General features: G+C 74.2%; 24 protein-coding genes and 3 tRNA genes. 10 read left to right on the plus strand and 17 right to left on the minus strand.

The annotated features are described in order from the left end of the window. The 8 genes from ACIOFR_RS07210 to ACIOFR_RS07245 all read right to left on the minus strand — a co-directional run. On the minus strand, positions 1 to 3,545 hold a 3,545-nt coding region (locus tag ACIOFR_RS07210; protein ID WP_400993101.1), incomplete at its 3' end, for a beta-ketoacyl synthase N-terminal-like domain-containing protein. 91 nt (positions 3,546 to 3,636) lie between these two features. Further along, the gene (locus tag ACIOFR_RS07215) at positions 3,637 to 4,491 is read right to left on the minus strand and encodes an alpha/beta fold hydrolase (protein ID WP_400993103.1); all 855 of its coding nucleotides are present in this window, start codon (positions 4,489 to 4,491) and stop codon (positions 3,637 to 3,639) included. A 25-nt stretch (positions 4,492 to 4,516) separates the two neighbouring features. Beyond that, positions 4,517 to 4,798, minus strand: coding sequence for an acyl carrier protein (locus ACIOFR_RS07220; protein ID WP_400993104.1), 282 nt, complete (start codon positions 4,796 to 4,798; stop codon positions 4,517 to 4,519). A gap of 816 nt (positions 4,799 to 5,614) precedes the next feature. Next, positions 5,615 to 6,037 carry a MaoC family dehydratase gene (locus tag ACIOFR_RS07225; RefSeq protein WP_400993105.1) on the minus strand — a complete coding sequence of 141 codons (423 nt, stop codon included), beginning with the start codon at positions 6,035 to 6,037 and terminating at the stop codon, positions 5,615 to 5,617. A gap of 4 nt (positions 6,038 to 6,041) precedes the next feature. Beyond that, the gene (locus ACIOFR_RS07230; protein ID WP_400993107.1) at positions 6,042 to 6,500 is read right to left on the minus strand and encodes a MaoC family dehydratase N-terminal domain-containing protein; all 459 of its coding nucleotides are present in this window, start codon (positions 6,498 to 6,500) and stop codon (positions 6,042 to 6,044) included. Between the two features lie 84 nt (positions 6,501 to 6,584). Then, complete coding sequence (rpmG, locus tag ACIOFR_RS07235; RefSeq protein WP_006604855.1) at positions 6,585 to 6,749, minus strand: 50S ribosomal protein L33; 165 nt, start codon at positions 6,747 to 6,749, stop codon at positions 6,585 to 6,587. 82 nt (positions 6,750 to 6,831) lie between these two features. Then, a tRNA-Met gene (locus tag ACIOFR_RS07240) sits at positions 6,832 to 6,904 on the minus strand. A gap of 44 nt (positions 6,905 to 6,948) precedes the next feature. Next, positions 6,949 to 7,021: transfer RNA gene (locus ACIOFR_RS07245), tRNA-Thr, on the minus strand. Between the two features lie 297 nt (positions 7,022 to 7,318). Here ACIOFR_RS07245 and ACIOFR_RS07250 point away from each other — a divergent pair. Next, on the plus strand, positions 7,319 to 8,581 hold the full coding sequence (locus tag ACIOFR_RS07250; protein WP_400993109.1) for a hydrolase: 1,263 nt from the start codon (positions 7,319 to 7,321) through the stop codon (positions 8,579 to 8,581). A 206-nt stretch (positions 8,582 to 8,787) separates the two neighbouring features. Here the strand turns inward: ACIOFR_RS07250 and ACIOFR_RS07255 are convergent. Continuing rightward, a tRNA-Tyr gene (locus ACIOFR_RS07255) sits at positions 8,788 to 8,868 on the minus strand. Between the two features lie 215 nt (positions 8,869 to 9,083). Here ACIOFR_RS07255 and ACIOFR_RS07260 point away from each other — a divergent pair. After that, positions 9,084 to 9,572 carry a YajQ family cyclic di-GMP-binding protein gene (locus ACIOFR_RS07260; protein WP_400993110.1) on the plus strand — a complete coding sequence of 163 codons (489 nt, stop codon included), beginning with the start codon at positions 9,084 to 9,086 and terminating at the stop codon, positions 9,570 to 9,572. A gap of 145 nt (positions 9,573 to 9,717) precedes the next feature. Here the strand turns inward: ACIOFR_RS07260 and ACIOFR_RS07265 are convergent, their stop codons facing one another. Both ACIOFR_RS07265 and ACIOFR_RS07270 read right to left on the minus strand, forming a co-directional pair. Further along, positions 9,718 to 10,098, minus strand: a complete 381-nt coding sequence (locus ACIOFR_RS07265; RefSeq protein ID WP_400993112.1) for a DUF1801 domain-containing protein — start codon at positions 10,096 to 10,098, stop codon at positions 9,718 to 9,720. A gap of 80 nt (positions 10,099 to 10,178) precedes the next feature. Then, positions 10,179 to 10,868: a DUF998 domain-containing protein gene (locus ACIOFR_RS07270; protein WP_400993113.1), complete on the minus strand. Its 690-nt coding sequence runs from the start codon at positions 10,866 to 10,868 to the stop codon at positions 10,179 to 10,181. Positions 10,869 to 11,034: 166 nt separating this feature from the next. Between ACIOFR_RS07270 and ACIOFR_RS07275 the strand changes: the two genes are divergently transcribed. Then, positions 11,035 to 11,358: a YciI family protein gene (locus tag ACIOFR_RS07275; RefSeq protein ID WP_400993114.1), complete on the plus strand. Its 324-nt coding sequence runs from the start codon at positions 11,035 to 11,037 to the stop codon at positions 11,356 to 11,358. Positions 11,359 to 11,420: 62 nt separating this feature from the next. Beyond that, the gene (locus ACIOFR_RS07280) at positions 11,421 to 13,475 is read left to right on the plus strand and encodes a sigma-70 family RNA polymerase sigma factor (RefSeq protein ID WP_400993115.1); all 2,055 of its coding nucleotides are present in this window, start codon (positions 11,421 to 11,423) and stop codon (positions 13,473 to 13,475) included. Positions 13,476 to 14,275: 800 nt separating this feature from the next. On the opposite strand, the gene ACIOFR_RS07285 is transcribed toward ACIOFR_RS07280, so the two are convergent. Further along, positions 14,276 to 14,749, minus strand: a complete 474-nt coding sequence (locus ACIOFR_RS07285; RefSeq protein WP_400993116.1) for a hypothetical protein — start codon at positions 14,747 to 14,749, stop codon at positions 14,276 to 14,278. Positions 14,750 to 15,076: 327 nt separating this feature from the next. Here ACIOFR_RS07285 and mug point away from each other — a divergent pair, with 327 nt between their 5' ends. Next, entirely contained in the window at positions 15,077 to 15,646 is a 570-nt protein-coding gene (gene mug / locus ACIOFR_RS07290; protein ID WP_400993117.1) for a G/U mismatch-specific DNA glycosylase, read from the plus strand. 60 nt (positions 15,647 to 15,706) lie between these two features. Here the strand turns inward: mug and ACIOFR_RS07295 are convergent, their stop codons facing one another. After that, entirely contained in the window at positions 15,707 to 16,459 is a 753-nt protein-coding gene (locus ACIOFR_RS07295) for an SDR family oxidoreductase (protein ID WP_400993119.1), read from the minus strand. Positions 16,460 to 16,566: 107 nt separating this feature from the next. Between ACIOFR_RS07295 and ACIOFR_RS07300 the strand changes: the two genes are divergently transcribed. Next, a complete protein-coding gene (locus ACIOFR_RS07300) occupies positions 16,567 to 17,463 on the plus strand; it encodes a LysR substrate-binding domain-containing protein (protein ID WP_400993121.1) in 897 nt (298 codons plus the stop codon). Between the two features lie 42 nt (positions 17,464 to 17,505). Here the strand turns inward: ACIOFR_RS07300 and ACIOFR_RS07305 are convergent, their stop codons facing one another. Further along, positions 17,506 to 18,411 (minus strand): phytoene/squalene synthase family protein, encoded by a 906-nt coding sequence (locus tag ACIOFR_RS07305; protein WP_400993122.1) that lies wholly within the window; start codon positions 18,409 to 18,411, stop codon positions 17,506 to 17,508. A gap of 162 nt (positions 18,412 to 18,573) precedes the next feature. Here ACIOFR_RS07305 and ACIOFR_RS07310 point away from each other — a divergent pair, with 162 nt between their 5' ends. After that, positions 18,574 to 19,917, plus strand: a complete 1,344-nt coding sequence (locus ACIOFR_RS07310; protein ID WP_400993124.1) for a HEAT repeat domain-containing protein — start codon at positions 18,574 to 18,576, stop codon at positions 19,915 to 19,917. 49 nt (positions 19,918 to 19,966) lie between these two features. Here ACIOFR_RS07310 and ACIOFR_RS07315 read toward each other — a convergent pair whose 3' ends face one another. Both ACIOFR_RS07315 and ACIOFR_RS07320 read right to left on the minus strand, forming a co-directional pair. Further along, positions 19,967 to 20,368 carry a YccF domain-containing protein gene (locus ACIOFR_RS07315; protein ID WP_400993126.1) on the minus strand — a complete coding sequence of 134 codons (402 nt, stop codon included), beginning with the start codon at positions 20,366 to 20,368 and terminating at the stop codon, positions 19,967 to 19,969. 310 nt (positions 20,369 to 20,678) lie between these two features. Then, the gene (locus ACIOFR_RS07320) at positions 20,679 to 21,140 is read right to left on the minus strand and encodes an ArsI/CadI family heavy metal resistance metalloenzyme (RefSeq protein WP_400993127.1); all 462 of its coding nucleotides are present in this window, start codon (positions 21,138 to 21,140) and stop codon (positions 20,679 to 20,681) included. A gap of 82 nt (positions 21,141 to 21,222) precedes the next feature. Here ACIOFR_RS07320 and ACIOFR_RS07325 point away from each other — a divergent pair, with 82 nt between their 5' ends. The 3 genes from ACIOFR_RS07325 to ACIOFR_RS07335 are packed head-to-tail and all read left to right on the plus strand — an operon-like array spanning position 21,223 to position 22,820. Further along, the gene (locus ACIOFR_RS07325) at positions 21,223 to 21,612 is read left to right on the plus strand and encodes an ArsR/SmtB family transcription factor (protein WP_400993128.1); all 390 of its coding nucleotides are present in this window, start codon (positions 21,223 to 21,225) and stop codon (positions 21,610 to 21,612) included. Continuing rightward, a complete protein-coding gene (locus tag ACIOFR_RS07330; RefSeq protein WP_400993130.1) occupies positions 21,609 to 22,367 on the plus strand; it encodes an aquaporin in 759 nt (252 codons plus the stop codon). Before ACIOFR_RS07325 ends, ACIOFR_RS07330 begins: the two co-directional genes overlap by 4 nt. Positions 22,368 to 22,394: 27 nt before the next feature. Next, positions 22,395 to 22,820, plus strand: a complete 426-nt coding sequence (locus ACIOFR_RS07335; protein WP_400993132.1) for an arsenate reductase ArsC — start codon at positions 22,395 to 22,397, stop codon at positions 22,818 to 22,820. Between the two features lie 109 nt (positions 22,821 to 22,929). Here the strand turns inward: ACIOFR_RS07335 and ACIOFR_RS07340 are convergent, their stop codons facing one another. Beyond that, a complete protein-coding gene (locus ACIOFR_RS07340) occupies positions 22,930 to 23,793 on the minus strand; it encodes a hypothetical protein (RefSeq protein ID WP_400993133.1) in 864 nt (287 codons plus the stop codon). Positions 23,794 to 23,846 lie beyond the last annotated feature (53 nt).

The raw sequence follows: 23,846 nt of genomic DNA on the forward strand, positions 1-23,846 counted from the left end.
ATCTCCACCGGATAACCGGTCTTCTGCGCCACCACCTCCAACAACGCGGCCGACACCGCCCCCGCATCCACCACCCGAACAGCGGGCACGACCGACGCGGCGGTAAGGGCCGCCACCGGCGCGGGAGCCACCTGAACGGGAGCGGCCCGGACGGCGGGAGCCACCGGTACGGGAGCGGCCCGGACGGCGGGAGCCGTCGGTGCGGGAGCGGCCTGGACCGCGGGAGCCGTCGGCGCGGCCGTACCGGCTCCGAGTTCCAGGGCGGCCAGGTCGCGCAGGATCTCGTTGGCCCGCAGGTGTGTGCGGCCGATCGCCAGGCCGTGCTCCTTGACCGCCGTGACACCGGCCAGTACGTCGTCGACCCGGCCCTGACCTGCGGCGTCCTCCAGCAGACCGGCCAGCCGCTCCGCGCTCTGGAGCTGGCCGTTGAGGTAGTCGTCGTGCAGGGCGAGGTGATCGGCGATCAGCTCGGGCAGCCGGTCGGTGGTCGGTGCGGGAAGGTGTTCGTGGTCCACGGTCTCGCTCTCCAGGACGACGGGCAGGGCGGGTACGTCGACGGGGGCCGGCGCGACGGGGGCCGGGACGGGCGCCTCGGCGACGGGCACCTCCGCGAGGGGCACCGGGACGGCGGGCGTCTCCTCCGCGACCGGTGCGGCCGCCGCCGGCAGCCTCGGCTCGGCGATCCGGTAGCCGTTCTCCAGGGCGTGGCGGTAGGCGGCCTTCCGGGCGTCGGAGACGTAGTTGATGCCGTTGAGCAGCACCGTCATCCCCTTGCTGGGCGCGGCCTCGGCCACCGGCGCCGCGTACCGGTCGGCCACCGACAGCGGCAGCCCCAGGACGGCCAGCTGGGCCACCGCCCGCTTCAGGGCCAGGTCGGCGTCGGTGCCCGGGCCGCCGTCCAGCCGGACGGCGTGGTGCGGGCGGTCGCCGAGGATGCGGGCGACGAGCTGGGTGAGCACGCCCTTGGGGCCGAACTCCACGAAGGTGCGGAAGCCCGCCGCGTACATCTCCTCGACCCGGTCGGCGAAGTGCACCGGGTTGACCAGCTGCTCGGCCAGCAGCACGGCGTTGGCGGCCGGATCGGCGCCGTACGCGCCGCCGGGGGTGTTGGCGTAGACCGGGCGCCGCGGCTCGCGGACCTCGACCCGGGCGACCGCCGCCCGGAAGGCCTCGACCGCGTGCGCCACGAACGGGGTGTGGAAGGCCGCCGAGACCGGCAGCCGGCTGATCCGCAGGCCGTGCGAGCCCGCCGAGGCGACCAGCCGCTCCACCGCCGCGGTCGCGCCACCGAGCACGACCTGGTCGGCCGCGTTGCGGTTGCAGACCACCAACTCGGGGTGCGCCGCGAGCAGTTCGGCCAGCTGCCGGTCGTCCGCCCCGACCGCCGCCATCGCCCCGGCGTCGAAGGACGGGTCGGCCGGCGGGGCCATCGCGGCGCCGCGCGCCCGGGCCAGCGCGAAGTAGTCCTGGTCGGCCAGCGCGCCGGAGGCCCACAGTGCGGTCAACTCGCCGAAGCTGTGCCCGAGATGGCCGTCGGCGGTGAAGCCGAGTCCGGCCAGGTAGCGGTACTGGCCGACCGACAGGGCGCCGATCGCGGGCTGCGCGTACTCGGTGCGGCGCAGCGACTCCTCCTGCGCCCGGCGGACGGCGTCGCCGAAGGCCGGCGCGGGGAAGGCGATCCGGGAGAGCGGCTCGGCGCCCTCGAACTCCCGGTTGGCCTGGTCGAAGGCGGCCCGCAGCGGCGGCAGCGCGAGCACGGCGCGGTGGCCGGGGTTGACGTACTGGCTGCCCTGCCCGGCGAACAGCGCGCCCACCCGCCCGGTCCCGGCCTCCGCGCGGCGGAACCACACCCCCTTGGGGTGCGACCACTCCTGGGCCGCCGGCTCGGCCCGCAGTTCCCCGAGGGCCAGCGCCCGCAGCTCGGCCGGGTCGACGCCGGCGGCGGCGACCAGCGCGAGCCGGGCGTGGCCGGCCGGCACCGGGCCGTCGACCGGCTCGGCGCCGGCGGCGAGCAGCGCCGTCAGCGCGGCGGTGTCGGGGGCGTGCCACAGGTGCACCCGGGCGACCGGGAACATCACTCTCAGGTCGTCGCCCTCGCCGTGCTCCTGGAGCACGAAGTGGAAGTTGGTGCCGCCGAAGCCGAAGGAGGAGATCGCTGCACGGCGCTCGGTCCGCCGCGGGTCCTTGATCCACGGGCGGCTCTCGGTGTTCACGTAGAACGGGCCGGCCGCGAAGTCGATCGCCGGGTTGGGCTCGTCGACGTTGATGGTGGGCGGCAGCACCTTGTGGTGCAGGGCCAGCGCGAGCTTGATCATGCCGGCCGCGCCGGCGGCCGCCTTGGTGTGCCCGATCTGCGACTTCACGCTGCCGACGGCGGCGTACTGCCGCTGCTCGGTGGTCTCGGAGACCACCGCCGCCAGCGCGGACAGCTCGGTGGCGTCACCGACCGCCGTCCCGGTGCCGTGCGCCTCGAACAGCTCGACGGTGTCCGGGGTGCAGCGCGCGTCCTCGTACGCCCGCCGCAGCGCGACCATCTGGCCCTCCTTGCGCGGGGCGTAGATGGACTTGAACCGCCCGTCGCTGGAGGAGCCGATGCCCCGGATGACGGCGTAGATCTCGTTGCCGTCCCGCTCGGCGTCGGCCAGCCGGCGCAGCGCCAGCATGCCGATGCCCTCGCCGATCAGCGTGCCGTCCGCGTCCTTGTCGAACGGGCGGATCCGGCCCGCCCGGGAGAAGGCGGGCGTCTTGCTGAAGCAGAGGTACATGAAGATGGTGTTCTCGGCGTCGCAGCCGCCGGCGAGCATGGTGTCGGCCCGGCCCTCCAGCAGCTCGCTGACGGCCGCCTTGGTCGCGGCGAGCGAGCTGGCGCAGGCCGCGTCGACGGTCATGTTGGTCCCGCCGAGGTCGAGCCGGTTGGCGATCCGGCCGGCCACCACGTTGCCGAGCATGCCGGGGAAGGAGTTCTCCTCCCAGGGCGCGAAGGCGAGCTTGAACTTCTCCGCGATCTCCTCGGCGTCGCGCTCGGTCAGCCCGCAGCTGCGCACCACCTCCTTGAGCACCGGTGTCTGCAGGCGCGCGGAGAGCGGCTGGGTGAGCTGGTTGGCGCCGGTGATTCCGAGGATCACGCCGGTGCGCTCGGGCCGGTACCAAGGCTGCTCGGCTCCGGCGTCCCTGAGCACGTCGCGCGCGACCACCAGGCTGAGCAGTTGGAGGACGTCGGTGACCTCCAGGGTGGTGGGCGGCAGGCCGAACTCCATCGGGTTGAAGGCGACGGACGGAATGAACCCGCCCCGCCGGGAGTAGGTCTTGTCCGGCGCGGACGGGTCCGGGTCGTAGTGCTCGGCGACGTCCCAGTGGGTGCTCGGCACGTCCTGGATGCAGTCGGCGGCCTCCACCACGTTCCCCCAGAACTCTCTGAGGTCACGGGACTTGGGGTAGAGCGCGGAGAGACCGACGATGGCCACCGGCTCGTCGGCGAGCCGACGGCCGAACTCGGCGTCGGAGTCGGTCGGTTCGGGCTGGGACTGGGGCTGCGAGGTGTTCACGGCAGGGCTCTCTTGGTCTCGGAGGGCCGGCCCCCTGGGCCGCCGCCGTGCGGCCGGCGACCCGGGGTCCGTGCGGAGGACGGGGCCTGCGTCAGACCTTCTCTGCGACGGTCCCCGCGGGGACCGGAACGGGACGGACCAGGCGCGCGATCAGCGCGGCGGCGTCCGGCCGGGTGAGCATCGTGTAGTGGTCGCCCGGGCTCCGGTGGACCTCCAGGCCGCGGGGTGCGAGCGGCGTCCAGCCGAGCGTCGCATCGCCCGGGACCAGGCTCCGCTCGGCCGTCACCAGCACCAGGGGCACCTCGGCCGGAACCGGCCGGTAGGGCGCGGTCAGCCGGTTGTTGCGCAGCAGGCCGTCGACGTAGGTGTCGTACAGCTTCCGCAGCCCGGGCAGCGGGGTGTCGGCGGCCAGCGCGCCGCCGGCGGCGGCCGCGTCGAGCACCAGCAGCAGGCCGTCCTCGACCCCGCAGGAGGCGAGCCGGTCCGGGTCCGGCAGTACCGGGCGGCCCCGCTTGGCGCCCAGGTACATCGCGAACCACCCGAGCAGCAGGTCCGGTTCGAGTGCCTCGTCGGGCTGCTGGTACTCCCCGGTGGGGGCGATGCTGTCGAGCAGCACGAGCCGGTCGGGGCGCCGCCCGGGCGCCTGCCGCTGCACCATGGCCTGCGCGACGACGCCACCGAAGGACCAGCCCGCCAGCGCGTACGGCCCGCCGTCGTACACGCCGTCGAACTCGTCCAGCAGCCGGTCGGCCAGCGCCTCGACCGTGGTCTCGGCGCGGCCGCCGGTGAGGGCCGCCTCCCAGTACTCCGGCAGGGCGGACAGGTCGAGCACGGTCAGTCCGGCGCCGTCCGGCAGCGCCTCGGCCAGGGTGGCGTGCACCCCGGCCGCGAGCGCCCCCGGATGGACCAGGTAGACCGTGCCGCACCCGGCCGCCGGCTGTCTCAACCGGTTGACGGGGAGCGTGACTTGGCTACGCCGAGGCCGCATGCCGCGCCTCGGTTCGGATGGCGGACTCCTCCGCGATGTGGGCGGCCAGGTCCTTGATGCTGGGGTGGTACCAGAGCGCGGTGGTGCCGAGCTCGAAGCCGAGCCAGCTCTCCATCTCGCCGGCCAGGATCAGCGCCTCGGTCGAGTCGAGGTCGAGTTCGTCGAAGTACTGTTCCGGCGACACCTCGGACTGTTCCACCCCGAGCCGGTGCGCGATCTTCTCGATCAGCCAGTTCTGAGCGTCAACTGCTTTGATCAGAGCCACAGTTGGTCCTCCAGGAATGAGTCGGCCCGGGCCGGGCCGATCGGGATGCCTGCGAGAATCCCTGTCAGCAGCGACCGCGCGCTGCTAAGGTCCCCGGGGAGCCGTCACGGCGCCGCGACCCGGATGCGGGCGCACCGGGGCACGGCTCGGCCAGGGCCTCAGGATTCATCGGTCAACGGTCAACATCTGCTCTCGGTGCGGCGGTTGCGGCACCGCACGCCCTTCGCCCCGCGGCACTGCCGACGGAACGACGGACCGCCTCGACCTGCCCGGCCGGCGGAGTGTGTGAGTGATGACTTTCGGCACGGGGCACCGGATGCACCTCGTTACGGGGCAGGACCGTACGCGAGTTCCCGTTGAGCCTGCAACCAACCGAGCGTGAATCACCGGGGGCGTGGCACGCACGCACGGTAGCCGTATCTTTGGCCCGTTGCCCCGGAATCGGTCACGGAAAGCAACGTCGACCTGCGGCGATCAACCCGTACCGGTGCGGCCGACCCCAAACGGAGGATGACCTTCGAACGTCTGGTGCACTCTCGGCGCACTTTGTGCGGCAGAGTGCGCCGGGGCGTACGCGGGGCCGTCTACGCGCGTGAACATGCCGATGTGAACTCGTAGTTAAAGCTCGGGCGGCTGCTTGCCGCCTCGCTCGGGCGGTGGATATGGTCACCCCAGCTATCCGTTGACCTGCCCGGCAACACCCTCCCTGCACCGCCGGCCCATGAACACGGAACGAGGACTGCCATGTCCGCGGCCCACCGGCGCCCCCCGGGTGGTCGGGCGGACCCGTACCCCGGGTCCGCCCGACCGACCGGCTCAGCCCAGCTGGACCACAGCGCGCGACATACCGAGCACCTTCTGGCCCGCGAACGTGGCCAGCAGATCCACCCGCACCCGGCGGTCGTCCAGCAGCGCGGCGACCTTGCCCGAGACCTCGATCACCGAGCCCACCTCGTCGTTCGGCACCGGAACCGGCCTGGTGAACCGCACGCCGTAGTCGACCACCGCACCCGGGTCACCGACCCAGTCGGTCACCACCCGGACGGCCTCCGCCATGGTGAACATGCCGTGCGCGATGACGTCGGGGAGCCCGACCTCCTTCGCGAACTTCTCGTTCCAGTGGATCGGGTTGAAGTCGCCCGACGCCCCGGCGTACCGCACCAGCGTGGCGCGCGTCACCGTGAAGGACTGCGCCGGCAGCTCGGTGCCGACCTCGACCTGGTCGAAGTTGATCCCCATCGCGCTACTTCCCCTCCTCGTCGGCGGCCCGCGACACCAGCGACATGACCGACGTCACCACGTGCTCGCCGGACTCGTCGTGCACCTCACCACGGACCGTCAGCACGTCGTTGCCCGCCAGCGACTTGATCGCCTCGATGGACACCGTCACCGCCAGCCGGTCGCCGGCCCGCACCGGGCGGGTGTAGCTGAACTTCTGGTCGCCGTGCACCACCCGGCTGTAGTCCAGGCCCAGTTCCGGGTCGTTCACCACCTGCGCCGCCGCACCGTAGGTGAGGACGAACGGGAAGGTCGGCGGCGCGATCACATCCGGGTGACCGAACGCCTTGGCCGCCTCCGGGTCGGTGTACGCGGGGTTGGCGTCCCCGATCGCCTCGGCGAACTCACGGATCTTCTCCCGGCCGACCTCGTAGGGATCGGTGGGCGGATACGTCCGCCCGATGAAGGAGGGATCGAGCGGCATGAGCTACTCCTCTGAATGTGTCGTTACACAGAAACGACTCCAGGCCGCGCCCCGTACGGGGTGCGGCCTGGAGTCAGTGCAAAGTCAGCGGGTCTCGCGGTGCGCGGTGTGCGAGTTGCAACGCGGGCAGTGCTTCTTCATCTCAAGACGGTCCGGGTCGTTACGCCGGTTCTTCTTGGTGATGTAGTTCCGCTCCTTGCACTCCACGCAGGCCAGCGTGATCTTCGGGCGGACGTCAGTGGCAGCCACGGGAGTGCCTTCCTGGGACAACGAATAAGAACACGACAAGAGTAGCCGATCGGGAGCAGTACCCCCGATCGACTACGCGGAGTAGCGGTGACCGGACTTGAACCGGTGACACAGCGATTATGAGCCGCTTGCTCTACCAACTGAGCTACACCGCTTTGATGATCGGACTCCCCACCGGGGTGACGAGCCTTTTCACCAGAGCCCCCATGCGGAATCGAACCGCAGACCTTCTCCTTACCATGGAGACGCTCTACCGACTGAGCTATAGGGGCGAACGAGGAAGAGATTACACGGTTCCCGGCCAGAGGTGAAATCCGTATCCGGAGCGGAAGACCGCAGGTCGGCGCGGGCGTACTGACAGTCCCTCGGGACACGCACGTTCGAGGAGGTCACGCCACCGGGCGGCTTGACCCGATACGACTTATGCCCGCCTCCGAGCCTCCCGCCCCCCGGCGGCCTAGGCTCGACCGGCAGTGATCATGCGGTTCCCGGGGCGCCCAGAACGCCCGAGAGCACCCCGGGTCGAGCGCCTGGGGCCCCGCGGGCCCCGGAGAGTGAGGAGCCGGCCGATGAGCGCGGACAGCGCACCAGCCGAGGGGCCGCACCCCGGCCCGGCCGCCAACCCGCTCGGCCACGGCCCCGTCCTGCTGCTCACCAACGCCCGGCTCGCCGACCGGCGGGTGGTGGACGTCCGGATCAGCGGCGACCGGATCCAGGCCGTCGGCACCGCCGGCAGCCTCGGCCCGCTGCCCGCGGCCCCCGGCCGGCCCACCGTGACCACCGGCGCCCGGATCGACCTCAGCGGCTACCTGCTGCTGCCCGCCCCGGCCGAACCGCACGGCCACTACGACGCCGCCTTCACCGCGGCCCTGCCCACCGCACCTCCGGAGGAGCCCGCCGACCTGGTCCGCCGGGTCACCGAGGCCGCGCTGACCTCGCTCGGCTACGGCGCCACCGCCCAGCGCACCCACGTCCGGATCGGCGACCTGCACGGCCTCGGCCGACTGGAGGCGGTGCTCACCGCCCGGCAGGCACTGCGCGGCCTGGCCGACCTCCAGGCCGTCGCCATGCCCGGACTGCTGACCGGCCGGGCCGGCGCCGACGGCCGCGCGCAGCTCCGCGAGGCGCTGAAGCTCGGCGCCACCGCCGCCGGCGGCTGCCCCGAGCTCGACCCCGACCCGGTCGGGTACGCGCAGACCCTGCTGGAGACCGCCGGCGAGGCGGACTGCCCGGTCGACCTGCACACCACCGGCCGCGACCTCACCCAACTCGCCCGCATCGTCGGCGTACTGGCCCCGCTGCGCCCCCGGCTCACGGTCGGCCCGTGCAGCGCCCTGCCGCCCGGCGGCGTCGCCGTCCTGGCCGGCGCCGGCATCCGCGCGGTGTGCCTGCCGCAGAGCGGCGGCTGCCTCGGCGTCGAGGGCCTGCCGCCCGGCCTGCGCCCCACCCTGGCACGGGAGTTGGTCGACGCCCGGGTGCCACTGGCGGTCGGCAGCGGCGGCCTGCGCGACCTCGCCAACCCGGTCGGCCGGGCCGACCCGCTGGAGGCCGCCTACCTGCTGGCGGCCACCGGACTGCTCAGCCCCGAGGCCGCGTACGACACGGTCAGCGGCCAGGCCCGGGTCACCCTCGGACTGCCGGCCGTCCGGGTGGACGCGGGCTTCCCCGCCGAACTGCTCGCGATCCGCGGCGACAGCCTCCCCGGGGCGCTGGCCGGCGGCCACAGCCGCCTCGTCGTGCACAGCGGCCGGGTGGTCAGCCGCACCAGCGCCGTACGGGAGTTCGCGGACACCGTCGCCCTCGCGCTGCCCCGGCAGAACAACCCCGGCTGAACCGCGGCCCGGGCCACGGCCGGGGACCCGCCCGGTCCCGCCCCCGGGCCCACCGACCCGGCGTGTCTCCCACTGCCCCGAACGGCCCCACCCGCGCGCCCGGCCCACCAGCGGAACCCGCCCCCGGTCACCGGCCGCCCTCACACACGCAAACAGAAACGGCCCCGAACCGCGTTTCCGCAGTTCAGGGCCGTTCCGTTATCCGGTGGCTGGTGCAGGGTTCGAACCTGCGTAGCTTGCGCGACAGATTTACAGTCTGCTCCCTTTGGCCGCTCGGGCAACCAGCCAGGGATGGTGTCTCGCGGGGCACGCCCCGTTCGACGTCGTAAACGATACCCGATGGACAGGGGTGGTCCGCCACTCGATCGGTCACGTGATGATCAAGGGCGGGTCGCGGCTGTCGGCCGCAGGGCGGGGGCGGGGCTGGATAGGCTGGGGCGGCGGGCCGCCCGGGTGGGCGGCCCAGGACCGAGAAGCCAGTACCGCAAGGAGACCAACACCCATGGCCGACTCCAGTTTCGACATCGTCTCGAAGGTCGAGTGGCAGGAGGTCGACAACGCGATCAACCAGACCTCCCGCGAGATCTCCACCCGCTTCGACTTCAAGAACGTCGGCGCCGAGATCAAGCGGTCGGGCGAGAAGATCGAGATGAAGGCCAACGGCGAGGAGCGCGTGAAGGCGATCCTGGACGTGCTGAAGGACAAGTTCATCAAGCGCGGCCTGTCGCTGAAGGCGATGGACGCGGGCGACCCGCAGCTGTCCGGCAAGGAGTACAAGATCTCCGTGGACATCAAGGAAGGCATCACGCAGGACGATGCCAAGAAGGTCGCGAAGATCATCCGCGATGAGGGCCCCAAGGGCGTCAAGGCCCAGGTCCAGGGCGACGAGCTGCGCGTCAGCTCCAAGTCCCGGGACGACCTGCAGGCCATCCAGGCCCTCCTCAAGGGCAAGGACCTGGAGTTCGCGATCCAGTTCGTGAACTACCGCTGACACGCGGATCCGACCTACCGGGGCGTCAGCCTCCGGCTCGGTGGGGCGCACCGTGGGACACCGGCCCGAAGTCCGCTTCGGTCGCCGCCCGCGGTGCGCCCCGCTCCGTTCCGGGCCCGCCGCCCGCCGCCCGGGGGCATCAGGGTCACCGGGCCGCGTCGAGCGTGACCTGCTCCAGCGCCCGGGCCTGGCGGAGCCAGTCCGCGAAGAGCCCGGCGTCGAGGTCGGACGGGTCGCGGAGCTTCACCGCGGCCATCCGGCGGGCGCCCGGCGCCAGCCGGCCGGACGGGTCGGAGAGTTCCTGGCCCCGCCAGAAGCCGAAGGTGACGTGGTCGGGGTAGGCCTTGAGGTGGCAGACGGGGTTCCTGCCGGGTGCCGCACCCAGGCTCCACACCGGGTGGCCGTGCCAGAGCGCACCGGCGCCCGGGAGAGCGGCGTCGATGAGCGGCCGGAGGCTGTCGGTGATCCGGCGCTGGGCGGCGGGCAGGGTGGCGAGGTACTCGTCGGGGGTGGTCGGCTTGGTCATGGTGAAGGGGTCCTTGTCCTGAGCGGTGCGGTGCGGTGCGGTTGAGGGTGGAGGAGGGGTGGGCGTCGACGCCCCGCGCGCTACCGGCCGCTGCTGCGGCGGTAGCGGTCGGCGACCGCGGCGACCCAGAGCATCGCGGTGATCGCTCCCACGGCGAGCGCCAGGGAGCCGCCCCGGCCACCGCTCATCGCCCAGCCGTTGCCGAGCAGCAGGGCGCTCCCGGCCACCCGGGAGGCGGTCGCGCGTCCCCGTTCCCCGGCCCGGGCGAAGTGCCGGCCGAGGACGTGGCAGGCGGCGATCAGGGAGGTGAACGTGATCGATCCGGCCGCGAAGTGCGCGTAGCTGTGCCAGCTGAGGGCGGCGGGCATGCCGTCCGGCGTACCGAGCGGAAAGCCGTCGGCCGGGTCCATCACGAACGCACCCGCGGCGATCATGCCGAGGCCGCTGATCCGGACCAGCCGTGGCGCCCAGGTGCCGCCCGGGGTGCCGCGCATCACCCGGTGCAGGCCGCTCGCGCCCACGGTCGTGAGCAGGCCGGCGATCAGGAAGTTGCCGATCTGGATCCAGCCGAGCGGGCCGTCGGACAGGGCGCTCAGCGGATGGCGGGTCAGGTCGAAGCCCTCCCGGGTGGCGGCCTGGGCGAGGGCGACGGTCGCCCACAGGGGTGCGGCGACGGTGGCGGCGGTGAGCAGCGAGCGCGTCGCGGGGATGGCGACGGTGCCGGTGGTGGCGGCGGTAGCGGCTGCGGCGGGGATGCGGGCGGTGGTCATGGCGGGTGTCTCCGTCGGGCTCGGTGGTTTCGGTTCTCGCTGACACGTCGAGCGGGTGATGTGACAGGGAATGCCGCTGTTCCCTGCCGCACGGTTCGTTCGACGTACTGGCAGAACCGCGGCACACACCGCCGCGCGACGAACCACAACGGGAGAAGAGACAGACATGCGCTACCTGATGACGACCAAGCCCTCCGACGTCGCCCCGGACGAGAACCTCTACGCCGAGATGGCGAGCTTCGTCGAGGAACTCACCGCGTCCGGCGTCCTGTTGGCGACCGGCGGCCTGGAGCCGGGGGGCATCCGGGTCACCTCCGCGGGTGACCGGATCACGGTGACGGACGGGCCGTTCGCCGAGGCCAAGGAGGCGGTGGCCGGCTTCGCGCTGATCGAGGTCCGGTCCCAGGCGGAGGCCGTCGAGCTGGCCCGCCGCTTCCGCCGGATCGTCGGCGACGGCGAGAGCGTGATCCAGCAGGTCTTCGGCCCCTGATCCGTACGGCGGCCCACCCGCCCCACGGGGCTTGCGGGCCGGCCGGCGCGGGTGCTGTGATCATGACCGTGCTGGATGCCCACCGCACGATCGACGCGGTCTGGAAAATGGAGTCGGCCAGGATCGTCGCAGCCCTGGTGCGGATGGTCCACGACGTCGGCCTCGCCGAGGAACTGGCCCAGGACGCCCTGGTCGCCGCCCTCGAACAGTGGCCCGTCACGGGGGTCCCCGACAACCCCGGCGCCTGGCTGACCGCGATCGCCAAGCGCCGCGCCGTCGACCACGTCCGCCGCTCGCAGCGCCTCCAGCGCAAGCAGGAGGAGATCGCCCACGGGCTGGACCGGCGGCAGGCCGAGCAGGAGCAGGAGCCGCACCACGACGACGTGCTGCGGCTCATGCTGCTGTCCTGCCATCCCGTGCTGCCGACCGAGGCGCGGGTCGCGCTGACGCTCCGGCTGCTCGGCGGTCTGACGGCCGAGGAGATCGGCCGGGCGTTCCTGGTCGCCGCCACGACCGTCACCCAGCGGATCGCCGCCGCCAAGCGGACCCTGGCCGAGCGCCGGGTGCCGTTCGAGCTGCCGGACGGTCCGGAGCTGGCCGAGCGGCTCTCGTCGGTGCTGGAGGTCGTCTACCTGATCTTCAACGAGGGGTACTCGGCGACCTCCGGCGACGACCTGATGCGACCCGGTCTCTGCCACGAGGCCCTGCGCCTGGGCCGGCTGCTCGCCGAACTGGCCCCGCAGGAGGCCGAGGTGCACGGGCTGGTCGCGCTGATGGAGATCCAGGCCTCCCGGTCGGCCGCACGGACGGGTCCGGGCGGCGAGCCCGTCCAGTTGCACGAGCAGAACCGCGGCCGCTGGGACCAGTTGCTCATCCGCCGCGGCTTCACCGCCATGCTGCGCGCCCGCCGGGTCGGCGGGCCGCCCGGCCCGTACGTGCTGCAGGCGGCGATCGCCGTCTGCCACGCCCAGGCGCGCACCGCCGAGGACACCGACTGGGCGCGGATCGCCGCCCTCTACCGGGCGCTCGCGCACCAGCTGCCCACCCCGGTCGTCCGGTTGAACCGGGCGGTCGCGGTCGCGATGGCGGACGGTCCACAGGCAGGCCTCGCCCTGATCGACGGACTGCTGGACGACCCGGCGCTGCGCGACTACCACCTGCTGCCGAGCGTCCGGGGAGACCTGCTGGCCCGGTCGGGCCGGGCCCAGGAGGCCCGGGTGGATTTCCTGCGGGCCGCCGCGCTCACCCGCAACGCCGCCGAACGCGCCTTCCTGGAACGGCGCGCGGAGGAGCTCTCCGTCCCGGGCCCGCCGAGGGTCACGCTCGGCGCGGCCACGCGGGACTTCCTCGCCCGCGACGACCTGGACGCCGCCACGCTCCGCTCGTACGGGCAGACCCTGCGGCGCCTGGGCCTGGCCGTCGGCGACCAGGTGCCGCTGGCCTCCGTGACCCCGGAGCAGGTCGCGCGGGTGTTCGCGACGGTGTGGGGCGGGGCGGCGGCCAGGACCTGGAACCGGCACCGGGCCGCCGTCCGGTCGTTCGCCGCCTGGGCCGCCCTGAACAGCCTGGAAGCCGGGGCTACCGGGGACGCCGGGTATGCCGGGGATGCCAGGCATGATGCGAATGATCCCAACGACATGAACGACCTCGCGGCGGCCGTCGAACGGCGCACCGAGACCCGGGCGGGGATGCCCGCCCTCCCCTCCTCCCAGCTCGAAGCGGTCCTCGGGCACGGCGACGTGGCGCTGCGCGAGCAGGTGCTGTGGCGGCTGCTGCACGAGTCGGCGGCTCCCGTGACGACCGTCCTGGCCCTGAACGTCGAGGATCTGGACCTGGACGACCGCCGGGCCCGGTCCGGCGGCGTCTGGGTGAACTGGCGCTCCGGCACCGCCCGGCTGCTGCCCGGGCTGCTGGCCGGCCGTACCCGCGGGCCGGTCTTCCTCGCCGACCGGCGGCCCGGTCCGGCCAGGCGCCCGACGGAGGCCGACCTGTGCCCGGACACCGGTCGCAGCCGGCTGTCCTACGGCCGGGCCGAGTACCTCTTCAAACAGGCCACCAGGCCGCTGGACCCTTCGGGCCACGGCTACACCCTGCACCGGCTCAAGCCGCGCGACTGACCGCCGGGCGCGACCGCGCCACCGCCGGCACCGCCGGCACCGCCGGCACCGCCGGCACCGCACCGCACCGCACCGCACGCCGGCGGGACCCCGGACCGGGCGCGGTCCGGGGTCCCGCGGGTGGGCGGCGTGGTCAGGAGGGCGCGTGGAGCGACCTCGCCGCGGTGACCGCCTTCATCAACGCGGTCACGTCCTCCTGCGCCCTCGTTCCACGCGTCCGCGGACCCTGCCGGGACCGGCGCCGGAGCCGTCACCTTCGGGTGCCCGGGCGTCTGGCGGGCCGGGACCCCCACCGGGAGGTCCGGCAGCCCAGGCACTTCGGGGAGCCCGGGGAGCCCGGGGAGCTTGCCGAGCAGGCCGGTGACGGCGGCGGTGAGGTCGTCCACCTGCTTCTGCAGGGCCGCGGGGTCCGGTACGTCCGCCGAAGAAGTGGCCATCGCCGGCACCTGGTTGACCGGACCGAGGACGCCGCCGAGCGCCCCCGGCACGTCCAGGCCACGGGTCGTGCCGCCGGCGCCACTCGCATCGGTCACTGCCGGAGCGGCGGCGGAGCCGGGTGCGGCCGGGAGCCCGGGCAGGCCCGTCGCCGGCCGTGCGACGGCGGCGGGACGAACGGTGGTCGTGGGGGCGGCCTCGGCCGTACGGAGGGCACGCAGGGGAAAGCTGTGTCCTTTCAGCGGAGTTCAGGCATGCGCCTGAACCACACGTTGGGACACCCCTCGGGCCCCGGCCACCGCGTGTGCGCCGAACGGCTCGTCACGCTTCGCGGGCGCGCCGCGGGCCACCGGGCGGGCACTCGTTCAGCCGGCGATCCAGTCCTCCAGGTGGCGGTGCCGCCCCAGGCCGACGGCCTCGAACTCGTCCGCCCCGGGGCCGCCGCGGGCGCCGAGCCGGCGCAGGGCCTGCGAGATCGGCGTGCCCTCGGCCGGGTTGGGGTCCTCCTCGCCGAGGTGCAGCGGCCCGAGGGTGAGCCGGCCGTCCACCCAGACCGCCGCGCTCTGGCTGCCCTCGCCACCGAAGTAGGCCGCCTCCAGGTACGCGATCGGGGCGGACTGGGACCACGCCTCCAGCCGCCGGGCGAGGCCGCCGGGGAAGTAGGCGAAGCCTGCCTGCTGGGCGCCGGCCGGCTGGTGCAGGGCCGCGTGCAGCCGGTCCGTCATCGGGATCAGAGCCAGCCCCTGGTCGAGTCGCACGACCCGCGCGACCGGTACCTCCGCAGCCACCACGTTGAGCAGTTCGGCGGTTGCGGCCAGCGCGTTCAGTTCGTATGACATCCCATCATTCTGCGCATCGAGGGCGCCCGGGTCAGGAGATTAATCGAACTGGCTATCCACCGATGTGCGCCGGCGGCGCCCGGCCGGCCCCACAGCGACCTCACAGCCGGCCCACAGCTGCCCCACAGCTGCCGGGCCGTGGCCCCGGCTCCGGGACGGTGTGGCGAAGCACACGCGGCGCACACGCGGCGCACAACCGGGCCGGGCGCCGGCCCGGCACCCGCCCACCACCCGCCGGCCCGGCTCCGCCGACCGCCCACCGGACGGCCCGCGACCACCCGCGACCGCCCGCGACAGCCCGGCCGCCGATGCGGCAGAGTGGGGAGGATGACGAGGACCGCGCACCGCCCCACCGCCGAGGAACTGGCCGCCGCGCAGGACACCACCATCGCGGACGTGGCCGCGCCGGGGCTGCGGGTGCTGTTCTGCGGGATCAACCCGGGGCTGTGGTCGGGTGCGACCGGCCGTCACTTCGCCCGCCCGGGCAACCGGTTCTGGCCGGCGCTGTACCGGTCGGGCTTCACGCCCCGTCAGCTCGGTCCGGACGAGCAGCAGGAGCTGCTGACCCTCGGCCTCGGCATCACCAACGTGGTGGCCCGCACCACCGCCAAGGCCGCCGAACTGACGCCGGAGGAGTACCGGATCGGCGGAGCAGCGCTGGTCGAACGGGTCGAGCGGCTGGGGCCGCGGGTACTGGCGGTGCTCGGCATCGGGGCGTACCGGGCCGCGTTCGGCCGTCCGAAGGCGGCCGTGGGGCCCCAGCAGCACTCCATCGGCGACACCCGGGTCTGGGTGCTGCCCAACCCGAGCGGGCTCAACGCGCACTACACCCTGGACGGGATCGCCGACGAGTTCCGGGCCCTGCGCGCGGCGGTCTCCGGCCCGGGCGAGCCGTAGGCCCCGCGCCGGGCTGCCGCCACCAGGCCGCGCCCGGACCCCCGCGACGCCCGGCCCGCGTCAGACCAGGCGGCCGCCGCCGTCCACGTGCAGCACCGTCCCGGTGACGTACGGGCTGGCCATCGCGAACAGCACCGCCTGGACCAGGTCGTCCACCGTGCCGACCCGGCGGGCCGGGTTGCGCTCGGCGACGCCCCGCAGGAACGCGTCTTTGCCCGCGCCCAGGCCGTCCCAGCTGCCGGTGTCGACGATGCCCGGGGAGACCGCGTTCACCCGGACCGGCGCGATCTCCACCGCCAGCGCCTGCACCAGGAAGGCCAGCGCGCCGTTGGTGGTCGCCATCACCGTCCGGCCGGGCGCCGGGCGCCAGGCGGCGACCCCGGAGAAGAAGGTGAACGAGCCGCCGTCGGCCGCCCGCCCGGCGAGGTGCTTGGCCAGCAGCATCGGGCCGATCACCTTGGCGGCGAAGGCCCGCCGGACGGCCTCCGGGTCGAGTTCGGCCAGCGGTCCGTTGGCCGGCATCGCGGCCGTCGAGACCAGGTGGTCGAAGCCGCCGACCGCCGAGGCCAGCGCGGCGATCGAGTCCTCGTCCGCGAGGTCCACCGGGACCACCCGGGCGCCGCCGGCGAGCTCCCCCGCCGTCCACTCCAGCTTCCGCGGGTCGGGGCCGGCCAGCACCAGGTCGGCGCCGGCGGCGGAGGCCGTGATGGCCAGCCGGCGGCCGGTGTGCGAACCGGCGCCGACCACGACGACCCGGCGGCCCTCCAGGGACAGCGGGGCCGACGGGCGGGCGGGGGAAGGGGAGGTGCTCACGGGAATCGACTCCTCGACGATGAACCGGATCGGTCACCCCCGACCCTCCGCCCACCAGCACCCATGCGTCCAAGGCTTGTTTTCTCCCGCTGCCATAACATCTCTGCATGGCCACCCTGCGACAGCTCGAATACCTGGTGACGGTGGTGGACACCGGCTCCTTCACCCGGGCGGCCGAGCAACTGCACGTCACGCAGCCCGCCCTCTCGCACCAGATCCGCGCCCTCGAACGCAGCGTCGGCGGCCCCCTGCTGGAGCGCCTGCCGCGCTCGGTCCGACTGACCCCGACCGGGCGGGCGGTCCTCCCGTACGCCCGGGCCGCCCTCTCCGACGCCGAACGGCTGCACTCCGCCGCCGCGCGCGCCGCCGGCCTGGACGAGGGTGAGCTGGAAGTCGCCACCGTCTACTCGATCAGCCTCGGTCCGCTGCCCGCCGTGCTGCGCAGCTGGCGCGAGCGGCATCCCGGGGTGCGGATCCGGCTGCGCGAGTACCCGCACGCCGCCCAGTTGCAGGCGGCGATGGCGGCGGGCCGGGCCGACCTGGCCGTCGGCCCGGCCCCGGCCGGCTGGGAGGGGCCGGTCCGGGACCTGGGCGTCGAGGAGTTCGTGCTGGTGTTGCCGCCGGGCGAGCGGGCGCAGGCCGGCCGCGTGCCGCTGGCGGCGCTCGCCGACCGGGACTGGGTGCACTACGCGCCGGGCAACGGGCTGGCCGAGGTCCTGGACCAGGCCTGCGCCCGGGCGGGGTTCCAGCCCCGGGTCGCGGTGCGGACCGAGCAGACCGCCGCCGCCCCGCTGCTGGCCGCGGCCGGCCTGGGGCCCGCACTGGTCCCCGCCACCGTGCTGCCGCCGGGCTTCGACGGCCCGGTCGTGCACCCCGACCCGCCCGTCCGGCGCACCCTCACCGCGTACACCCGCACCCGGCCGGACCGGCTGACCACGGCCTTCGCCGAGCTGCTCGCCCAGGAGATCTGCGTCCTGCCGGCCCGCCTCCGGCTCCCGGACTGACCGGCCGCCCGTCCCCGCGGACGGCACCGCACCGGACGCCGTTCAGTGCACCGGCGTCCGACGGGCCCGGGCCAGGATCCGCAGCGGCGCCAGCACCCCGTAGCCGACGTCCCGGCGCAGCGCCCGGACGCCGGCCCGCTCCACCGCCGCCAGCTGGTGCGCCATCAGGTCGGTCATCGTCCGGCCCACCCGCCGCAGGCCCGGGTCGGCCAGCTCGACCACGTCGGCGGCGGCGTCGAGCGCGGTCCGGGCCCGGGCGCACTGGTCGAGGAGCAGGGCCCGCACGGCGGCCCCGTCGCGGCCCTGCTCCAGCTCGGCGCGGGTCACGCCGTGCTCCGCCAGCCGCTCGCGCGGGATGCACAGGCGCCCGGCGGCCAGGTCCCCGGCCAGGTCGGCGAGGAAGTCGACCCGCTGCGCGGCGTCCACGAACCGGCGCCAGCCGGCGGCCTGCGCCGGGTCCGGTCCGCCCCGGTACTGGAGGCCGGTGAAGACCGTCAGCCCCGGCCAGGCGTAGGTGTCCAGGTAGTCCTGGTAGTCCCGTTCGGTGTCGAACCCGGTGAACTGCGCCTCGGCCGTGGCCGCACCGGCCAGGAAGTCGGACACCCAGTGCACCGGCAGCCCGCGGGCCCGTACGGCGTGCGCGTACGCCCGCAGCACCGGGTCGCCACTGTCGCCGGACTCCAGCGCCTGCTCGACCCGGACGGTCAACTCCCGCAGACCGGAGGCGCGTTGCTCCGGCGAGCCGGACTCGGCGACGTCGTCCACCAGGTTCATGAAGGCCAGACCGCTGGCCAGGTACGGCACCAGCGGCGGGGCCGCCAGCAGCCTGAGCGCCAGGTACGGGGCCTGCTCGCGGCGCAGCACCCGGCGGGCGGCGACCGTGTAGTCGGCGCGCCGTGCGGTCCCGGCGATCCCGGCGGCGGTCAGGGTGCTCTGCCAGCTGGGCACGGTGGTCGGATCTCCTTCGACGGAACCTCTGATGCCCGCTCACCGTACCGACCCGGCCGCCGCGGACCCGCCCGGCCCCGGCGAACGACCCGGCGAACGACCCGGGGACGCCCCGGCGCTGCGGACCCGCCCGGCGACCACCCGGTGCGGGATGCTGGACCCATGAGCGAGGACGACGCCGACGCCCTGCTGACGGCCGTGCGGCACGGCGACCTGCCGAAGGTCCGCGACCTGCTGGCGGCCGGTGTCCCCGCCGAGCCGGCCGACGGCGCCGCGACCGGCCCGCTGGTCGTGGCAGCCGCCGCGGGCGACGGGGCGATGGCCGCGCTGCTGGTGGAGTACGGCGCCGACCCCGACCGGACGCCGGCCCTCGCACGGGCGGCGGAGCGCGGCGCGTACGGGGCGGTGCGGGCGCTGCTCGACGCGGGCGCCGACCCGGCGGGGCCCGACGCCGACGGCAGGACGCCGCTGGAGTGCGCCCGCGGCTGGCTGGGCCGCGACCCGGTGGAGGAACTGCGCCGCCGGCTCACGGCGGCGGCGCCGGGCCCGGTGGCGGTGCGGGAACCGGCGGCGCGGGAACCGGTGGCGGTGCGCCGCGAGGAACAGCCGGACGGGACAGCCCTGTTGACGGTGGAGCTCACCGGGGTCGGCGGACTCCCGGCGACGGCCGGGGTGCAGGACGGTCATGCGGCCGTGGTGTGCCTGCTGGAGGCGGCGCTGGGCGTCGAGCCGCCGTTCGAGGAGCTCGCGGCCCGGGCCCTGGCCGCGCCCGACTCCGAGCACCCCTGCTGGTGGGAACCGGTCCGGCTGCTGCACGCCCGGGGCGGGGAGCCTGCGTTCCGGGGCGCCGAGCGGCTGTGCGGGGGCACCGTCCGGGAGCGGGAGTTCGGGGCGGACGTGCTCGCCCAGTTCGACTACGCGTCCCGGGATCGGCCGCACGCCGGGCAGGTGGTCGCGCTGCTGCGGCGGATGGCGGCCGAGGAGCGGGATCCGGCCGTGCTGCGGTCGGTAGTGTCCGGGCTCGGCCACCAGCGGGACCCCGCCGCGCTGCCGGACCTCGCCCGGCACGTCCACCATCCCGACCCGCGGGTACGGCACTCCGTCGCGTTCGCGCTGGCCGGCCTGGTCGGCCTCGACCGCCCCGAGGGGATGGACCTGGTGACGGTCCTGCTCGCCGACCCGGACGAGGGCGTCCGCGACTGGGCCGCCTTCGCGCTGGCCTCCGTCGAGGGCGACAGCCCGGCCCTGCGGGACGCCCTGGCCGGGCTGCTCGACGACCCGGCCGACCAGGTCGTCGCCGAGGCCGCCCGGGGCCTCGCCCACCGCGGTGACCCGCGCGCGGTGGGCCCACTGCTGCGGATCCTCGCCGGGAGCGACCCGGCCGGCTACGCCTGGAAGATCGCCCTGGAGGCCGCGGAGGAGGCGACGGACCCCAGGCTGCGGGCGGCCGCCCGCACGGCGGCCACCGGCACCTGGGGCGAACTCCGGTCCCACGGCGCGGACTGACACCGCGCCGGGTCCGCCCGGCCGGACGCCGGCCCGCGGGCCCCGCGCCTCACCAGCCGGCGAACCGCTGGTCCGAGTCGACCACCTCGCGCCCGAGCGGCATCAGCGAGATCGGGATCATCTTGAGGTTCGCCCAGCCGAACGGGATCCCGATGATCGAGACGAACAGCGGGATGCTGGTGGCGATGTGCGCGAGCGCCAGCCACCAGCCGGCGAACACCAGCCAGATCACGTTGCCGATGCAGGACGCCGCCCCGGCGTCCGCCCGCACCACGGTCGTCCGGCCGAACGGCCACAGCACGTATCCGGCGATACGGAAGCTGGCGATGCCGAACGGGATCGTGATGATCAGGATGAAGCAGATGATTCCGGCAATTGCGTACGCAAGGGCCATCCAGATGCCGCAGAAGATCAGCCAGAGGACGTTCAAGATGCCTTGGATCACCGTCATGAGAACAGCCTCCCACGCACGGCACGCACTCGCCCCCGGTGGCGGACCGGGCCCCTTCCGCCTCGGAACGGGGACCCGGATCAGGTCCGGCCGGGTCGCGCCGCGAGCAGCGTCCGCGCCCGTTCGTTGACGTCGACACCCCGGGCACGGCGGCCGAAGCGCACCACCTGACGCGCCCGAAGTCCTGCGGCGTGAAGGTGTGGGCGCGTTTCCCGTTCAGGTGCGCGGGGTCGACTTCAGGTGCGCGGGGTCGACGGACCTGCGCCGAGTGCGGCGTCCCGGGACTCCTCGGCGAGCCGCAGCGACTGCATCAGGTGGCGGGGGGGGTGGGGGTGGCTCGGCTGCCGTGCTCGACGGAGGTGCAGCAGGCGTCGCCGCCGCCGATGGCGCTCCTGCCGAGCCGGTCGGCGTCGGCCTTGACGACGTAGACCTCCCAGGGCTCCTTGCCGGGGCCGTGGACCCACACCTTGTCCTGGAGCGCGTAGCAGCAGGAGGTGTCGTTCTCCTCGAACGTGGCGAGCCCGGCCTCCTTGAGCCGGTCGGCGGCTGCGGCGACCTGGTCCGGTGCCGTCACCTCGACTCCCAGGTGGTCGAGGCGAGTCTCCTCGCCGGCAGCGCCCTCGATGAGGACCAGCTTGAGCGGGGGATCGGTGACGGCGAAGTTGGCGTAACCGGGCCGCCGCTTGGCGGGCTCGGTGGCGAACAGCTTCGTGTAGAAGGCGATCGAGGCTTCGAGGTCGGCGACCCGAAGGGCGAGCTGGACACGGGACACGACAGGCTCCTCTGTATCGATGGATATCGATGTCGATGTCGCCAAGGTTGCTCTCTGAATAGATGACTGTCAACATAGATGCATGTCGAATCTGGAACTGCCGGTGCTCGGCCAGGACGATGCGGTCGTGTGCTGCTCGCCGATGGTCCGCGAGCCCCTGGGTGAGGACGCCGCGGTCGAGCTCGCGAAGATGTTCAAGGCGCTGTCCGACCCGGTGAGGCTGAGACTGCTGTCCCTGATCGCCTCGCACGAGGGTGGCGAGGCCTGTGTCTGCGACCTCACCGGGCCCTTCGACGTCTCCCAGCCGACGATCTCCCATCACCTGAAGGTGCTGCGTGACGCGGGACTGGTCGGCTCGGAGCGTCGCGGCACCTGGGTCTACTACTGGGTGCTGCCCGCGGCACTGGCCAAGCTCGCCTCGCTCCTGCGGACCCCGGCCGAGGCCGGGGCGGGCGTCGGCGGGTCGAGATGACGGAGCTCGCCCCGCTCGGCCGCAGGATCACCGCGGAGGCGGTCGGTACGGCGGCGCTGGTCGCCGTCGTGGTCGGCTCGGGCATTCAGGCCCAGCAGCTCAGCCAGGACGTGGGCGTGCGGCTGTTGGCCAACTCCCTCGCCACGGTGTTCGGCCTGGGCGTGCTGATCGTCCTGCTCGGCCCGATATCCGGCGCCCACTTCAACCCCGTCGTCACGCTCGCCGCGTGGTGGACCGGGCGCACGACTGGGGACGGCCCGGCCCCGCGCGAGGTCCTGGGCCGTGTCGGGGCGCAGATCGTCGGAGCCGTCGGCGGCGCCGTGCTGGCGAACGCCATGTTCGCAAAACCCTTGGTGAGCTGGTCGACGCACGAGCGGTTCGCCGGCCACCTGTGGCTGGGTGAGGTCGTGGCGACCGCAGGACTCGTTCTCCTGGTCCTCGGCCTGGTCCGCACCGGCCGTACCCACCTCGCACCGATCGTGGTCGCGGGCTGGATCGGGGCGGCGTACTGGTTCACGTCCTCCACCAGCTTCGCCAATCCGGCCGTCACGATCGGCCGTGCCTTCACCGATACGTTCGCCGGGATCGCCCCGTCCTCCGTCCTCGCGTTCATCGGTGCCCAACTCGTCGGAACGGTGGTCGGGCTGGGCCTGCTCGCCGCCCTGTTCGGCCACCGCGCCGACGCGGACGAGTCGGTGATAGCCCCTCATGGCGAGCCCGAGCAGCGGGACGTCACCCGGTCCACCCGTCACTGATTCCTCATCTCGGCAAGGAATGTCCTCGTGAGTACTGCCACCCCGTCCGCACTGTTCGTCTGTGTCCACAATGCAGGCCGGTCCCAGATGGCGGCCGCCTTCCTGACCAACCTTGCCGGTGACCGGGTCGAGGTCCGCTCGGCCGGTTCGGCCCCGGCCGGCAGCGTCAACCCGGCCGTCGTCGAGGCGATGAACGAGGTCGGGATCGACATCTCCGCCGAAACGCCCAAGGTCCTGACCGTCGAAGCGGTTCAGGCCTCGGACGTGGTGATCACCATGGGGTGCGGCGATGCCTGCCCCTACTTCCCCGGCAAGCGGTATCTCGACTGGAAGCTGGAGGATCCGGCCGGCCGGGGAGTCGAGGCGGTGCGGCCGATCCGCGACGAGATCCAGCGACGGATCCGCGCCTTGGTCGCCGAGCTCCTTCCCGGCGGCGAGGCGTCGGGTGCGTAGGTGAGCGCGCCCGTTTCGGTACCGAGGCCGGTCCCTTCGCACCTGCGGCGCAGCCCCGGGGTCCGGTACGGCGGCGCGGGGCCCACCACCGGGCTCGGGGAACCGCCGCTCAGGGCGTGGGCGCCTTCTCCAGGCTGATCGCCGGCGGCTCGTCCGCCGGGCCGTCGAGGGCGGCGGGACCGGCCGGGCCGGATCGCAGACCGCGGATCCGCTCCTGGAGCCGGAGCGAGGCGTCCCGCAGCCGCTGCGCGCGGTCCGCCCGGACACCGAGGTCCGCCGGGGCCACCTCCACCACCGGCACCCCGTGCGCCCTGGCCGTCGCGACCAGGCTCTCGGCGGCCTGCGGGGTCGCGGCCAGGGCGGCGGCGGCGAACAGCCCGCCGGAGAGCTGCTTCGGGCGGCCCAGCAGGTTCCGGTGGACCAGCTCGCAGGGCAGGCCGCGGTCCTCCCGCTCGGCCGCCTCGATCGCGGCCTGGACGAGGGTGAGCAGCCCCTCCGCCAGGGTGGTCACCAGCCACTTGCGGCCGGGCACCGGCGGCAGGAGGTCCAGGACCCGGTCGACCTCCTTGTCGAGCACGACGTCCGGCAGCAGGTCGGCGGTGCTGTGCAGCCGGAGCTCCAGCACCTTGTCCCAGGCGACCTCCGCGCCGTCGAAGCCGACGGTCTCCGGGCCGATCACGACCTGGCCGAGGTCGTCGAGCAGGTGCAGCAGCCGTACCGCGGGCGAGGGCACCTTCGGGTGGCTGCCGATCAGCGCGGCGATCGAGACCTCCCACCGCTCGTCGGCCGGTGCCTGCGGCGGCGGCACCGCGGCCAGCGCCCGCCGGACCCAGTCGCCCTCCCCCGCCCTGGCGCGGGCGCTCCGCCCGGCCTCCCCGGCCCTGGCGCGGACGCTGCGCCCGGCCTGTGCGGCGTTGCCGAGCGCCGTCGTCGCCTTCCGTCCGATCCCCTGCGCCGTGTCGCGGACACCCATGGCCACTCCCCCCGTCCGGCCCCTCCGTCCCCGTCAGCGTACGGGCGGCGGCG

The sequence above is a fragment of the Kitasatospora sp. NPDC088346 genome (assembly GCF_044740765.1).
Lineage (GTDB): Bacteria > Actinomycetota > Actinomycetes > Streptomycetales > Streptomycetaceae > Kitasatospora.

Excerpts from the sequence above, each read along its gene's own strand:
- ACIOFR_RS07225 (WP_400993105.1), bottom strand. The coding sequence starts at position 6,037 with ATGGGGATCAACTTCGACCAGGTCGAGGTCGGCACCGAGCTGCCGGCG.
- ACIOFR_RS07230 (WP_400993107.1), bottom strand. The coding sequence starts at position 6,500 with ATGCCGCTCGATCCCTCCTTCATCGGGCGGACGTATCCGCCCACCGAT.
- ACIOFR_RS07250 (WP_400993109.1), top strand. The coding sequence starts at position 7,319 with ATGAGCGCGGACAGCGCACCAGCCGAGGGGCCGCACCCCGGCCCGGCC.
- ACIOFR_RS07260 (WP_400993110.1), top strand. The coding sequence starts at position 9,084 with ATGGCCGACTCCAGTTTCGACATCGTCTCGAAGGTCGAGTGGCAGGAG.
- ACIOFR_RS07265 (WP_400993112.1), bottom strand. The coding sequence starts at position 10,098 with ATGACCAAGCCGACCACCCCCGACGAGTACCTCGCCACCCTGCCCGCC.
- ACIOFR_RS07270 (WP_400993113.1), bottom strand. The coding sequence starts at position 10,868 with ATGACCACCGCCCGCATCCCCGCCGCAGCCGCTACCGCCGCCACCACC.
- ACIOFR_RS07275 (WP_400993114.1), top strand. The coding sequence starts at position 11,035 with ATGCGCTACCTGATGACGACCAAGCCCTCCGACGTCGCCCCGGACGAG.
- ACIOFR_RS07280 (WP_400993115.1), top strand. The coding sequence starts at position 11,421 with ATGACCGTGCTGGATGCCCACCGCACGATCGACGCGGTCTGGAAAATG.
- ACIOFR_RS07285 (WP_400993116.1), bottom strand. The coding sequence starts at position 14,749 with ATGTCATACGAACTGAACGCGCTGGCCGCAACCGCCGAACTGCTCAAC.
- mug (WP_400993117.1), top strand. The coding sequence starts at position 15,077 with ATGACGAGGACCGCGCACCGCCCCACCGCCGAGGAACTGGCCGCCGCG.
- ACIOFR_RS07300 (WP_400993121.1), top strand. The coding sequence starts at position 16,567 with ATGGCCACCCTGCGACAGCTCGAATACCTGGTGACGGTGGTGGACACC.
- ACIOFR_RS07310 (WP_400993124.1), top strand. The coding sequence starts at position 18,574 with ATGAGCGAGGACGACGCCGACGCCCTGCTGACGGCCGTGCGGCACGGC.
- ACIOFR_RS07315 (WP_400993126.1), bottom strand. The coding sequence starts at position 20,368 with ATGACGGTGATCCAAGGCATCTTGAACGTCCTCTGGCTGATCTTCTGC.
- ACIOFR_RS07325 (WP_400993128.1), top strand. The coding sequence starts at position 21,223 with ATGTCGAATCTGGAACTGCCGGTGCTCGGCCAGGACGATGCGGTCGTG.
- ACIOFR_RS07330 (WP_400993130.1), top strand. The coding sequence starts at position 21,609 with ATGACGGAGCTCGCCCCGCTCGGCCGCAGGATCACCGCGGAGGCGGTC.
- ACIOFR_RS07340 (WP_400993133.1), bottom strand. The coding sequence starts at position 23,793 with ATGGGTGTCCGCGACACGGCGCAGGGGATCGGACGGAAGGCGACGACG.